The 12,082-nt window shown below is 70.9% G+C and carries 12 protein-coding genes; 3 read left to right on the top strand and 9 right to left on the bottom strand.

Features of this window, described 5'->3' with window-relative positions:
- Positions 1–31: 31 nt before the first annotated feature.
- On the top strand, positions 32–925 hold the full coding sequence (locus MPPM_RS19415; RefSeq protein ID WP_096486464.1) for a LysR substrate-binding domain-containing protein: 894 nt from the start codon (positions 32–34) through the stop codon (positions 923–925).
- A gap of 378 nt (positions 926–1,303) precedes the next feature.
- Here MPPM_RS19415 and rsmA read toward each other — a convergent pair whose 3' ends face one another.
- The 5 genes from rsmA to MPPM_RS19395 all read right to left on the bottom strand — a co-directional run bounded on the left by rsmA (position 1,304) and on the right by MPPM_RS19395 (position 4,832).
- Positions 1,304–2,179: a 16S rRNA (adenine(1518)-N(6)/adenine(1519)-N(6))-dimethyltransferase RsmA gene (gene rsmA, locus MPPM_RS19410; protein WP_096486463.1), complete on the bottom strand. Its 876-nt coding sequence runs from the start codon at positions 2,177–2,179 to the stop codon at positions 1,304–1,306.
- A gap of 11 nt (positions 2,180–2,190) precedes the next feature.
- Positions 2,191–3,240: a 4-hydroxythreonine-4-phosphate dehydrogenase PdxA gene (gene pdxA / locus MPPM_RS19405; protein WP_096486462.1), complete on the bottom strand. Its 1,050-nt coding sequence runs from the start codon at positions 3,238–3,240 to the stop codon at positions 2,191–2,193.
- A 23-nt stretch (positions 3,241–3,263) separates the two neighbouring features.
- Positions 3,264–3,656, bottom strand: a complete 393-nt coding sequence (locus tag MPPM_RS28985) for an amino acid transporter (protein WP_244573356.1) — start codon at positions 3,654–3,656, stop codon at positions 3,264–3,266.
- Complete coding sequence (locus MPPM_RS29370) at positions 3,653–3,883, bottom strand: nucleotidyltransferase domain-containing protein (RefSeq protein WP_432419823.1); 231 nt, start codon at positions 3,881–3,883, stop codon at positions 3,653–3,655. The genes MPPM_RS28985 and MPPM_RS29370 overlap by 4 nt, the downstream gene beginning before the upstream one ends.
- A gap of 112 nt (positions 3,884–3,995) precedes the next feature.
- Positions 3,996–4,832 (bottom strand): alpha/beta fold hydrolase, encoded by an 837-nt coding sequence (locus MPPM_RS19395; protein ID WP_096486461.1) that lies wholly within the window; start codon positions 4,830–4,832, stop codon positions 3,996–3,998.
- A gap of 368 nt (positions 4,833–5,200) precedes the next feature.
- On the opposite strand from MPPM_RS19395, the gene MPPM_RS19390 reads away from it, so the two are divergent.
- Both MPPM_RS19390 and MPPM_RS19385 read left to right on the top strand, forming a co-directional pair.
- Entirely contained in the window at positions 5,201–6,121 is a 921-nt protein-coding gene (locus MPPM_RS19390; protein WP_096486460.1) for an oxidoreductase, read from the top strand.
- Positions 6,122–6,330: 209 nt separating this feature from the next.
- Positions 6,331–8,304: a YgiQ family radical SAM protein gene (locus MPPM_RS19385; RefSeq protein ID WP_244573355.1), complete on the top strand. Its 1,974-nt coding sequence runs from the start codon at positions 6,331–6,333 to the stop codon at positions 8,302–8,304.
- Positions 8,305–8,504: 200 nt separating this feature from the next.
- On the opposite strand, the gene MPPM_RS19380 is transcribed toward MPPM_RS19385, so the two are convergent.
- The 4 genes from MPPM_RS19380 to MPPM_RS19365 are packed head-to-tail and all read right to left on the bottom strand — an operon-like array spanning position 8,505 to position 12,005.
- Positions 8,505–9,509, bottom strand: coding sequence for a magnesium transporter CorA family protein (locus MPPM_RS19380; RefSeq protein ID WP_096486458.1), 1,005 nt, complete (start codon positions 9,507–9,509; stop codon positions 8,505–8,507).
- Between the two features lie 21 nt (positions 9,510–9,530).
- Complete coding sequence (locus tag MPPM_RS19375; RefSeq protein ID WP_096486457.1) at positions 9,531–10,385, bottom strand: SDR family oxidoreductase; 855 nt, start codon at positions 10,383–10,385, stop codon at positions 9,531–9,533.
- A complete protein-coding gene (locus MPPM_RS19370; protein WP_096486456.1) occupies positions 10,382–11,233 on the bottom strand; it encodes an SDR family NAD(P)-dependent oxidoreductase in 852 nt (283 codons plus the stop codon). The genes MPPM_RS19375 and MPPM_RS19370 overlap by 4 nt, the downstream gene beginning before the upstream one ends.
- A gap of 7 nt (positions 11,234–11,240) precedes the next feature.
- Positions 11,241–12,005, bottom strand: coding sequence for an enoyl-CoA hydratase-related protein (locus MPPM_RS19365; protein ID WP_096486455.1), 765 nt, complete (start codon positions 12,003–12,005; stop codon positions 11,241–11,243).
- Positions 12,006–12,082 lie beyond the last annotated feature (77 nt).

Below are 12,082 nucleotides of genomic sequence, written 5' to 3'. Positions count from 1 at the left end.
ACGTGGCACGTAGCGTTCCATAGAAGGAACGATGATGCGCGCCGATCTCAACGACTATCGCTACTTCGCCGAGGTCGTCGCTCATGGGGGCTTCGCCGCCGCAGGCCGAGCGCTGCGCGAGCCGAAGTCGAAGCTCAGTCGCCGGGTCGCGGCCATCGAGGCCCGGTTGGGCCTGCGCCTGATCGAGCGGTCGAGCCGGCGCTTCCGCGTCACCGAGGTCGGGCAAAGCTTCTACGAGCGTTGCCGAGCGATGATGGTGGAGGCCGAGCGGGCCGAGGCACTCGTCGCGGAGGCGCAGGCCGAGCCGCACGGGCGCATCCGCATGAGCTGCCCGAAGGGCTTGGTGGAAGTCGTCTCGGCGTCCGTGCGCGCCTTCCTGGCCCGCTACCCGAAGGTCAGCCTGCAACTCATCGCGATCGACAGGCCCGTCGATCTGATCGAGGAACGCATCGACGTGGCCGTGCGCGTGCGGCGGGAGCTCGACAGCGACGCCTCGTTGACGATGCGCTCGCTGGGGCACTCGCGCTGGATCCTGGTTGCGAGCCCCCAGGTCGCCAGCCGGCTCGGCGCTGACATCGCCTCCCTGGGCTCCTTCCCGACCCTCGGCACGAGCGACGACCAAGGCGAGGTGGAATGGCGGTTCGAACAGGCCGGTGGAGCAATCTATCGTCTGCGCCATGAACCGCGCATGACGTGCAGCGACTTCGCGGTCCTGTGTGACGCCGCCGCGGAGGGCATCGGCATCGCCTACCTGCCCGACCATGTCTGCGCCGGTCACCTCACCGCGGGCAAGCTCGTCCACATTCTCCGGGATTGGCAGGGTCAGGCCGGTATCGTCCACCTCGTCTTCACGACCCGGCGCGGCCTGCCGCCGGCAGTGCGTGCGCTGATAGACCACTTGGCGGCAGCCTTTCCGAAGCTGTGAGAGCAGCGGCGCAGCCAGCCTGTATCATCGACCCGGTGGCCGCCCGGTGACGCCGCTGATGTCCGCTCATGGGGGAGACGGACAGCAGGAAGGGTGACCGGATTGAGTCGAAAGTTTGTATTTCTCGGTCGCGCTGAGGACGCAACCGACGGTCAGGCATCACACGGATGGTCTCGCATCCACGGGGCTCTTGGCGCCCACCCGTGTTCGGCACGAGGACCGGCCCATGATTGGGCCCTGCTGGAAGACGAACCCATAAGCAGCCGCGGATTGGGCCAGAGGCCAGCACGGAGCTCGTGACGGGCGGTTATGCAGAGGATGCACCCAAATCCGCAAAAAGACGTCGCCCGGCCCCGGAGGCCCGATTGCCGGGCGCCTTCACGATCCCCCCGCCTCCAGCGCCCGCGCCAGCGCCACGAAGCCCGCCACCGGAATCTCCTCCGCCCGCGCCGTCTCCGGCAGGCCGGCGGCGGCGAGCAGGCGGGCGGGGTCGGGGGTAGCGGCCTTCAGGCTCTGGCGCAGCATCTTGCGGCGCTGGCCGAAGGCGGCGCGGGTGATCCGCTCCAGGTCGGCGATCCGGCAGGGCAGCGGCTCGGGGCGCGGGCGCAGGTGGACGATGCTGGAGGTGACCTTCGGCGGCGGCACGAAGGCGGAGGGCGCGACGTCGAACAGGATGGTGGCCTGCGTGCGCCAGCCGCACAGGACGCCGAGCCGGCCGTAATTGGCCCGGTCCGACTCGTCGGCGACGATGCGCTCGGCGACCTCGCGCTGGAACATCAGCGTCGCCGACTCCCACCACGGCGGCCAGCTGTCGTCGCGCGTCTCGGCGCCGAGCCAGCCGGTGAGCAGCACGGTGGCGACGTTGTAGGGGAGGTTGGCCACGATCCGCACCGGCCCGTCGCCGACCAGCGGGCGCGGGTCGAAGCCGACCGCGTCGGCGTCGATCACGTCGAGCCGGCCGGGATAATGCGCGGCGATCTCGGCGAGCGCCGGCAGGGCGCGGGGATCGCGCTCGATCGCCACCACGCGCTCGGCGCCCGCCGCCAGCAGCGCCCGGGTCAGCCCGCCGGGGCCGGGGCCGACCTCCACCACCGTGACGCCGTCGAGCGCGCCCGCCGAGCGGGCGATGCGGCCGGTGAGGTTCAGGTCGAACAGGAAATTCTGGCCGAGCGCCTTCTTCGGCTCCAGCCCATGCCGCCGCACCACCTCGCGCAAGGGGGGCAGGCCGTCGGCACTCAACGCATCAAGGCTCATCGGTTGCGTGTTCAGGCGCAGACGGGGAAGGGCGTGACGTTGTTCGCCGGGCGCTGCGCGAGGCGCTGCGCCAGACGCAGCGCGGCGATCAGGCTGTCGGGCTTGGCCACGCCCTGTCCGGCGATGTCGAAGGCGGTTCCGTGGTCGGGCGAGGTGCGCACGAAGGGCAGGCCGAGGGTGACGTTCACGCCCTCGTCGAAGGCCAGCGTCTTGATCGGGATCAGCGCCTGATCGTGGGTGGGGGTCAGCGCCACGTCGTAGGTCGCCCGGGCGCGTTCGTGGAACAGGGTGTCGGCCGGCAGGGGCCCGCGGATGTCGATGCCCTCGCTGCGCAAAACCGCCACGGCGGGGGCCAGCACGTCGCGGTCCTCGGTGCCCATGGTGCCGGATTCGCCCGCATGCGGGTTGAGGCCCGACAGGACGAGGCGGGGAGCCTCCAGGCCGAAGCGGGCGCGCAGGTCGGCATGGACGATGCGCGCGGTGCGCTCGACCAGTTCCTGCGTCAGCAGGTCCGGCACGCGGCGCAGGGCGACGTGGATCGTCACCGGCACCACGGCGAGCATGTCGCTCCACAGCATCATCACCGGCAGCGGCGGCTCGCGGCCCTCTCGCGCGGCGAGCGCCGCCAGGAACTCGGTATGGCCCGGATGGGCGAAGCCGACCCGGGTCAGCACGAACTTGGCGATGGGGTTGGTCACGACCGCCGAGGCCGCGCCGGAGCGCGCCAGATCGACGGCGGCGGTGATCGACTCGACGATGGCGCCGGCATTGGCCGAATCCGGCGCGCCGGGCGTGGCCGAAACCTTCGCCCCGCTCGGCAGCGGCAGCACCGGCAGCGCCCGCGCAAACACCTCGCAGGCGTCGTCGGGCTCGACCTCGGCCACGGGCACCGACAGACCGAGCCGGTAGGCGGTGGCTTCCAGAAATTCCGGATCGCCGATGAGCTGGAACGGCGGCACCCCGCGTTCGCCCCGCAGCCGCCACGCGGCGAGCGCGATTTCCGGGCCGATGCCGGAGGGATCGCCGAGGGTGAGGGCGAGCGGTCTGTCGTCGGAGGCCATGCGGGACCTATACAGCGTTTCGTCTACAGCGCCTGCGCCCAATCATGTCCGGGATGCAGGCGATCGAGTCGGTCCCGCAGCCAGAGGCGTTCCGCTGGGGCGAGATGCGGCAGGGCCCGTTCGAAGTCCGCCTGATCCTTGGCACGCCGATGTTTCGCTTTGAAGAGGAGGACGGCGGCGGGCCTGAGATGGGGGATACGGTCGGGCGTCATCGCCACCATCTCCGCGCGGGGATGCCGGATGGTCGGGCATCGCTTGCAGACCCAGATGTCGTGCTCGCCCGGCTCGATCATCAGATCGCCGCGCCAGCGGGCGGCGGGCACGTCGAAGCCCCAAATCTGGGCGATGTCCGGTGGCGGCTCCTCATCGTCGGGCAGCGCCTCGATGCGGCCGTCGGCCACCGTGTAGAACGTCACCTCCGCAAGCGCACGGCGGAAAGCGCACGGCGGAAGCAGCCGAAGTCTTCGCGCAGAATCGTGAATTCGAGATCGTCATGGTCGCGGGTCTGGTAGCCGTGCCAGAGATCGAGGGCCCAACCGCCGACGATGCACCAGGGCCGATCGACTGTGACCAGCCGCCTCGCCAGCTGGCCGGGATGCCAGGGAGCCCAAGCGTCATCCGGCGGTGCACAGCCTTCCGTCATGCCGGGAGGGTAGCACGGAGCGGCGCGTCGCCCGCCGCGATCCGCCCGCCGCCTCAAGATCGTCGCCGAGGCTTCGGCCGGCCGGCGGCTCCGGGCCGCGGCCGGCCTCCGCTCAGCCGCGGATGAAGGCGAGGAGGTCGGCGTTGAGCTGGTCGGCGTTGACGGTGAGCATGCCGTGCGACAGGCCCGGATAGGTCTTCAGCGTGCCGTTGCGCAGGAGCTTGATCGACTTGTGCGCGGCAGCGACGATCGGCACGATCTGGTCGTCCTCGCCGTGGAGCACGAGCGTCGGCACCGAGATCGCCTTCAGGTCCTCGGTCTGGTCGGTTTCCGAGAAGGCCTTGATGCCCTCGTAATGCGCCTTGGCCGAACCCATCATGCCCTGGCGCCACCAGTTGCGGATCACGCCCTGGTGGACCGTCGCACCGTCGCGGTTGAAGCCGTAGAACGGGCCGGTCGGGACATCGAGGAAGAACTGGGCCCGGTTGTCGGCCAGCGCCTTGCGGAAGCCGTCGAAGACCTCGATCGGCAGGCCCTCCGGATTGGCCTCGGTCTTCAGCATCAAGGGGGGCACGGCGCTCACCAGCACCGCCTTGGCCACGCGTCCCTGCGGTTCGCCGTGCCGGGCGACGTAGCGCGCGACCTCGCCGCCGCCGGTGGAGTGGCCGATATGGACGGCGTTGCGCAGGTCGAGATGCTCGGCGACGGCCGAGGCGTCGGCGGCGTAATGATCCATGTCGTGCCCGTCCGGCACCTGAGCCGAGCGGCCGTGGCCGCGCCGGTCATGCGCCACCACGCGGAAGCCCTGCCCGACGAAGAACAGCATCTGCGCGTCCCAGTCGTCGGACGAGAGCGGCCAGCCATGGTGGAACATGATCGGCTGCGCGTCCTTGGGACCCCAATCCTTGTAGAAGATCTCGGTGCCGTCCGTGGTGGTGACCGTGGCCATGACTGCCTCTCCTCGACGTTCGGTGGGCTGGGGCGGCGTCCGATCCGGGCCGCTGCGACCGCTGCTTGACGGTAGGAGAATGAACCGTCGCGGTTGATTTGAAAATTAGAAACGATTGAAATGCATCGTTTCCAAAAGAGGTATGATGCGGTGCCGGCGGGCCGTGATCCGGCGGCGTTGCAAGGGCGGGGCCGGCGCGCGCCGGCTGGCATCGCGGCTTCCAAAACGGGCGCCGAACTGTCAGGAGCGCGGGCGGTTTCCACCGCGACCGTTGGCACCCGCGCCCGGTGACGTCAGGGCCAGTTACGGCGTGCGGTCGCGCGCGGTCGTCCCCTCCGATCCGGAACTCATGAGGACCGTGAAGCCCGATGGCGAGACAGCGCTGGACCGTCGCCGACATCCCCTCCCAGGCCGGCCGCCGCGCCGTGGTGACGGGGGCGAGCGCCGGGCTCGGATTCGAGACCGCGCGGGCGCTGGCCGGTGCGGGCGCGTCGGTGGTGCTGGCGGTGCGCGATCCCGAGAAGGGGGAGCGCGCCGCCGCGGCGATCCGGCGGGCGCATCCCGGCGCCGACCTGTCCGTGCGCCCGATCGACACCGCTTCGCTCGCCTCCGTGCGCGCCTTCGCCGGGGGCTGGCCGGCGGAGGCGTCGATCGACCGGCTCGTGCTCAACGCCGGCATCGCCGCGGTGCCCCGGCGCGAGGAGAGTGCGGACGGGTTCGAGCGGCAACTCGCCACGAACTTCCTCGGCCATTTCGCGCTGACCGGGCTGCTCCTGCCGGCCCTGAGCCCCGCGGCGCGGGTGGTGTCGGTGGCGAGCCTCGCCCATCGCAGCGGAACGATCCGCTTCGACGACCTGCACTGGCGCGAGACCTACGCGGCGCAGCCCGCCTACCGGCAGAGCAAGCTCGCGCTCCTGATGTTCGCCCTCGAACTCGACCGGCGGCTCAAGGCGTCGGGCTCCGGCATCGCCTCGCTCGCCGCGCATCCGGGCCTCGCCGTCACCGAGGTGTTCCGCCGGGGAGACCGGGCGGGCGCGTTCCAGCAGGGGGCGGGGCGGATCATCTTCTCGCTGATCGGCCAGCCGGCGGCGCAGGGCGCCCTGCCGATCCTCTACGCCGCCACCGCGACGGAGGCGGAGCGCGGCGGCTATTACGGGCCGGACGGGGTCTGGGAGGCGCGCGGCTTTCCGAGGCCGGCCTCCATCGCCCCCCGCGCCCTCGACCGCGCGGCGGCCGGGCGGCTGTGGACGATGTCCGAGAGGCTCACCGGGGTGCGCTTTCCCCTGTGAGGCGGGGCCGCGCTGTCGCCTCGGTTCAGCCGCTGTCCGTCGTCCCGGCTGCCCTCGCGCGTCCCGTCTTTTGTTGAGCTCTCGGTCCGGGCGGCCTATGCGTAGGCCCCATGGAACTCCGAGCTTCGACCGAGCGGTCCTTTGAGGGCGTCTTGGCGCCCCTCGCCTGCAAACGGCCGCCTGCCGGCAAGGCGGCGCCGTTTCTGCCGATGAGCCGCGCCGAGATGACGGCGCTCGGCTGGGACGCCTGCGACATCGTTCTGGTGACGGGCGACGCCTACGTCGATCATCCGAGCTTCGGCATGGCCATCATCGGCCGGTTGCTCGAAGCGCAGGGGTTCCGGGTCGGCATCATCGCGCAGCCCGACTGGCAGTCGGCGGAGCCGTTCCGGGCGCTGGGCCGGCCGAGGCTGTTCTTCGGCGTCACCGGCGGCAACCTCGATTCGATGGTGAACCGCTACACCGCCGACCGCCGCCTGCGCCACGACGACGCCTACACGGCGGGCGGCGAGGGCGGCAAGCGCCCGGACCGCTGCACCATCGTCTACACGCAGCGCTGCCGCGAGGCCTACAAGGACGTGCCGGTCATCCTCGGCGGCATCGAGGCCTCGCTGCGCCGCATCGCGCATTACGATTACTGGTCCGATAAGGTGCGCCGCTCGATCCTGGCCGACGCGAAGGCGGATCTGCTCCTCTACGGCAATGCCGAGCGGGCCGTGGTCGAGGTGGCCAACCGCCTGGCGGCCGGCGAGGCGCCGCACCAACTCGACTCCGTCCGGGGCGTCGCCCTGTTCCGCCGGGTGCCCGAGCACTACACCGAGCTGCCCGCCGACGACCTCGATTCCACCGACGAGGCCGCCGCCCGCCGGCCCGGCGACACGGTGATCCGCCTTCCCGCCTACGAGGATGTGAAGGACGACAAGGAGGCCTATGCCCGCGCCTCGCGGGTGCTGCACCGGGAGGCCAATCCCGGCAACGCGCGCCCGCTCGTCCAGCGCCACGGCGACCGCGACCTCTGGTTGAACCCGCCGCCGATCCCGCTCTCCAGCGACGAGATGGACGCGGTCTACGACCTGCCCTACGCCCGTGCGCCCCACCCGTCCTACGGCGACGCCAAGATCCCCGCCTGGGACATGATCAAGTTCTCGGTGACGATCATGCGCGGCTGCTTCGGCGGCTGCACCTTCTGCTCCATCACCGAGCACGAGGGCCGCGTCATCCAGAACCGCTCGGAGGGCTCGATCCTGCGCGAGATCGAGCGGATCCGCGACAAGACGCCGGGCTTCACCGGCGTGATCTCGGATGTCGGCGGGCCGACCGCGAACATGTATCGGATGGCCTGCAAGGATCCGAAGATCGAGGCGGCCTGCCGGCTGCCGTCCTGCGTCTTCCCCGACATCTGCCCGAACCTGAACACCTCGCACGACGACCTGATCCGGCTCTACCGCAAGGTGCGCGAGGTCAAGGGCGTCAAGAAGGTGATGGTGGCCTCGGGCGTGCGCTACGACCTCGCGGTGCGCAGCCCCGAATACGTCAAGGAGCTCGTGACCCATCACGTCGGCGGCCGCCTGAAGATCGCGCCCGAGCACACCGAGCGCGGGCCCCTCGACCTGATGATGAAGCCGGGAATCGGCACCTACGACCGCTTCAAGGAGATGTTCGACGAGGCCGCCAAGCAGGCGGGCAAGAAGTACTACCTGATCCCGTACTTCATCGCGGCCCATCCCGGCACGACCGACGAGGACATGCTGCACCTCGCGCTCTGGCTCAAGAAGAACGATTACCGCGCCGACCAGGTGCAGACCTTCCTGCCCTCGCCCATGGCCACCGCCACGGCGATGTATCACACCGAGGTCAACACGCTGAAAGGGGTGCGGCGCGGCGGCAGCGAGCCGGTCGAGGCGATCAAGGGGCTGCGGCAGCGGCGCCTCCACAAGGCGTTCCTGCGCTACCACGACCCCGAGAACTGGCCGCTTCTGCGCGAGGCGCTGCGGGAGATGGGCCGCGCCGACCTCATCGGCCCGCGGCCGGACCAGCTCGTGCCGTTCTCGCAGCCGCCGGGCACGGGCCTGGGCAAGGGGGCCGGCCAAGGGCCCGGCAAGGGGCGGGGCCAGCCACGGCCCGAGTATCGCCCGGGCGGCGGGCAGCGCTTCACCACCAAGGGCGTGCCGCTGCGGAAGTGACGGGTCCACGGGGCCGGCGCAGGCCGCCTACGGTCTCCGCTCGACGGACTCGGTGCCGTCTTGCGTCATACGGTTTCCGGTTGATCCTTCCGGTCCCGCCTGCCCGTCATTCCGGGTTCGCCTCCGGCGCCCCGGAATGATGGCGGAGGGGGCCGACCCGAAGCGATCAACGGGAAACGGCCAGGGACGACCTCGCGCCCCTACAGCCACTTCTTCCAGCGGAAGAACACGTAGGGCAGCACGGCGGCGACCACCATCATGCCGACCGCGGCGGGGTAGCCGAAATGCCAGTCGAGTTCCGGCATGGTCTTGAAGTTCATGCCGTAGATCGAGGCGATCAGGGTGGGGGGCATGAACACCACCGCCATGACCGAGAACAGCTTGATGATGTTGTTCTGCTCGAGGTTCACCAGGCCCAGCGTCGCGTCGAGCAGGAACTGGATCTTGGCCGAGATGAAGGTCGCGTGCTCTTCGAGCGATTGCAGGTCGCGCAGGGTCGAGCGCACGTCCTCGCGCAGCTCGCGGGGGGCCTTGGCCGTGCGGTAGGTCGCCGAGAGCGAGAGCAGGATGCGCTCCATCGAGACCAGGCTCTCGCGCTGCTTCGAGATCAGGTCGCCGTGCCGCCCGAGCGAGCGCAGGGTGTCCTGCAGCGCGTTGTTGCGCGAGGACGGATCGCCCTTCTCCTCGAAGATTTTTCGCGAGAGGCGGTCGATCCGCTCGCCCTGGAGCTGGAGCACGTCGGCGGCGCGGTCGATCACCGCCTCGATCAGCCCGGCCAGGATCGATTCGCCCGAGACCGAGCGGGACGGCCCGTTGCCCGTCGCCCGGCCGGCGCGCTGGGTGTACATCCGGAAGGCCTGCGGCTCCTCGTAGCGCACGGTGATGAGCCGGTTGTCGCGCAGGATGAAGGTGATGCCGGCCAGGCCCGGCTCCTCGGAATCGCTGACGCGGGAGAGCACGCGCCCCGTCATGTAGCGGGCGCCGGCCTCGACGTAGAGCAGTTCCGAGGGCTCGATGTCCTTCATCTCCTCCCGCGTCGGCACGGTGATGCCGAGGAAGGATTCGACCTTCACCTCCTCCTCCCGCGTCGGGCGCACGAGGTCGAGCCAGACCGTATCCTCGGGGATCGGCTCCTGCAGTTCGAGGTAGCGGCGCTCCAGCACCGTCTGGGTGTCGCCCGCGACGGGCTTGTGCGTGAAGATCAAGGCGTGGCGACCTGTGACGTCTCAGTCGAGCGCCCCGGGCGGGGCGACGCTTGTCTCCGGCACGAAGAAGTCCGGCGCAAGCGGGACGCCTGCTCTGACGCGGTATTTTGAAAAGTCCGTGACGCCTTCCTCGGAGAGGAACGTGTCGTCGATCAGGAATCGGCCGGTGAAGCCCCGCGCGTCCTTCAGGAACAGGGCGTGGGCGGCGTCCGCGATGATCTCCGGCGTGCGGCTCGCCTGCATCAGCGCGTCGCCGCCGAGCAGGTTCTGCACCGCCGCCGTGGCGATGGTCGTGCGCGGCCACAGGGCGTTGACCGCGATGCCCCTCCCCCGCAGCTCCCCGGCCAGCCCCAGCACGCAGAGCGACATGCCGAACTTCGCCATGGTGTAGGCCAGATGCGGCGCGAACCATTTTTCCGCCATGTCGAGGGGCGGCGAGAGCATCAGGATGTGCGGGTTCTCGGCCCGCTCCAGATGCGGGATCGCGTATTTGCTCACCATGTAGGTGCCGCGCGCGTTGATCCCGTGCATCAGGTCGAAGCGCTTCATCTCGGTCTTGGGCGTGTTCGAGAGCGAGATCGCGCTCGCGTTGTTGACCACGATGTCGATCCCGCCGAACGTTTCCGCGGTTTGGTCGAGGGCGCCCTTCACCGCCTCCTCGTCGCGGACATCCACCGTCAGCGGCAGCGCCCGGCCGCCCGCCCGCTCGATCTGCTCGGCGGCGGTGAAGATCGTGCCTTCGAGCTTCGGGTGCGGTTCGGCGGTCTTGGCGGCGATCGCCACGTTGGCGCCGTCGCGGGCGGCGCGCAGGCCGATGGCGAGCCCGATGCCCCGCGAGGCGCCGGTGATGAACAGCGTCTTACCTTTGAGGCTCATGGCATCTCCTCTGCGATCCGGAAGCGCTCCGGCTGGCGTCCGTCGGCGTCGGTGAAACCGTAGGCGCGGGCGAGATCCCCGACATGCAGCGTCCGTCCGGCCCGGTCCAGCACGGACGGGTCGGCGGCCAGCGCCGCGAGCGCGCGCCCGGCATAGAGCGGGCTCTCGGTGGCCAGCGCTTCCTCGCCGAGATCGAGCACCCGCTCGGTGGCGACGAAGCCCGGCGAGAGCCCCAGCGCGCAGACCCCGTGCGGCGCCAGTTCGGCGGCGCAGGCGAAGGCGAGCCGGTTCGTCGCCGCCTTGGCGAGGTCGTAATAAAAGTCCCCCAGAAATCCGTCCTCGGTGCCGAAGGAGACGAAGGCGATCAGCCCCTGCCGGGCCGCCACCATCGCCGGCGCCACGGCCCGCGCCAGCAGCAGCCCCGGATACGGCCCGGTCCCCAGAAATTGCGAGAACGGCTCGGCCGAGCGGCGCCAGAACGGCGTGCCCCAGGCGGCGCCGTCGGGGTAGCGCGCGCCGTCATAGCCCTCGTTGCCGCCCCAGACGGAGGAGGCCGCGACGTCGATCCGCCCGAACCGGCGCAGCGCCCAGTGCACGAGTTCGTCCACCGCCCGCTCGCTGGTGTGGTCGCACAGGTAATGGTGCCCCTCGCCCCCCGCCGCATCGACGGCGCGGGCGGTGTCCTCGATCGTCTCGGGCCGCGTTTCGGTGCGCCGCCCGGTCTCGGAGGAGCGGGCGGTGACGATCACCGTGGCGCCGGCCTCCCCGAGCCCCCGGGCGAGCCCGCGCCCGACCCCGCGCGAGGCCCCGGCCACGAGGCAGACCTTTCCCCGCAACGACGGCGCCATGCCGCGCTCACGCCTTGCCGGAGAGGAAGCGGGCGAGCCGCGCCTGCGTCTCCGGATCGCGCAGGCCCGCCTCGAAGGCTTGCGCCTCGGCCTCGATCGCCGCCTCGACGGCGTCCTGCTCGCCGCGCATCAGCGCGCGGGTCGCCTGCACCGCCCGGCGCGGCAGGGCGGCGAGCCGCGCGGCCTGCGCCAGGGCGTGCGCCTCCAGCTCCTCGGAGGGCAGCAAGCCGTTGGCGAGCCCCATCGACACGGCCGCCGCCCCGTCGAACGGCTCGCACAGGAGCAGCAGCGACGCGGCGCGGGCGAATCCGATCCGCCGCGGCAGGAGGTGGCTCGCGGCGGCCTCCGGTACCACGCCGAGTTCCACGAACGGCATGCGGAAGCGCGCCTGCGGCGAGACGTAGACGAGGTCGCAATGCAGCGTCAGCGTCGTGCCGACGCCGATGGCGAGCCCGTCCACCGCCGCGACCAGCGGCGTGCGGGTGCGGGCGAGCTGCCGGATGAAGCGCAGGGCCGGCATCTCCGAAAAGGATTCGCGCGGCGCCGTGCCCGCGGCGAAGAAATCGCCAAGGTCGTTGCCGGCGGTGAAGGCGCCGGGCGCCCCGGCGAACACCACCGCCCCGATTGTTTCGGAGTTGGCGTCGGCGTCTTCCAGCGCCGCGGTGGCGGCGTCGTACATTGCCCCGGTCAGCGCGTTCTTCTTCGCCGGGCGGTTCCAGCGGATCAGCCGGACGCCGCCCGCGACATCCTCGATGATGGTGGCCTCAGTCATCCGCCCTCGCCCCGCGCGCGTCCCGAACGACAGGTCCGATGCGCCGCCCCACCCTTCCTCCCGCCGCCCCGCTTTGT

Origin of the sequence: Methylorubrum populi, from assembly GCF_002355515.1 — a bacterium.
GTDB classification, from domain to species: domain Bacteria; phylum Pseudomonadota; class Alphaproteobacteria; order Rhizobiales; family Beijerinckiaceae; genus Methylobacterium; species Methylobacterium populi_A.
This window is presented reverse-complemented; position numbering and strand designations above follow the sequence as displayed.

What these genes read in the sequence shown, in the direction of transcription:
- MPPM_RS19415 (WP_096486464.1), top strand. Translation starts at nt 32, where the DNA reads ATGATGCGCGCCGATCTCAACGACTATCGCTACTTCGCCGAGGTCGTC.
- rsmA (WP_096486463.1), bottom strand. Translation starts at nt 2,179, where the DNA reads ATGAGCCTTGATGCGTTGAGTGCCGACGGCCTGCCCCCCTTGCGCGAG.
- pdxA (WP_096486462.1), bottom strand. Translation starts at nt 3,240, where the DNA reads ATGGCCTCCGACGACAGACCGCTCGCCCTCACCCTCGGCGATCCCTCC.
- MPPM_RS29370 (WP_432419823.1), bottom strand. Translation starts at nt 3,883, where the DNA reads ATGACGGAAGGCTGTGCACCGCCGGATGACGCTTGGGCTCCCTGGCAT.
- MPPM_RS19395 (WP_096486461.1), bottom strand. Translation starts at nt 4,832, where the DNA reads ATGGCCACGGTCACCACCACGGACGGCACCGAGATCTTCTACAAGGAT.
- MPPM_RS19390 (WP_096486460.1), top strand. Translation starts at nt 5,201, where the DNA reads ATGGCGAGACAGCGCTGGACCGTCGCCGACATCCCCTCCCAGGCCGGC.
- MPPM_RS19385 (WP_244573355.1), top strand. Translation starts at nt 6,331, where the DNA reads ATGAGCCGCGCCGAGATGACGGCGCTCGGCTGGGACGCCTGCGACATC.
- MPPM_RS19375 (WP_096486457.1), bottom strand. Translation starts at nt 10,385, where the DNA reads ATGAGCCTCAAAGGTAAGACGCTGTTCATCACCGGCGCCTCGCGGGGC.
- MPPM_RS19370 (WP_096486456.1), bottom strand. Translation starts at nt 11,233, where the DNA reads ATGGCGCCGTCGTTGCGGGGAAAGGTCTGCCTCGTGGCCGGGGCCTCG.
- MPPM_RS19365 (WP_096486455.1), bottom strand. Translation starts at nt 12,005, where the DNA reads ATGACTGAGGCCACCATCATCGAGGATGTCGCGGGCGGCGTCCGGCTG.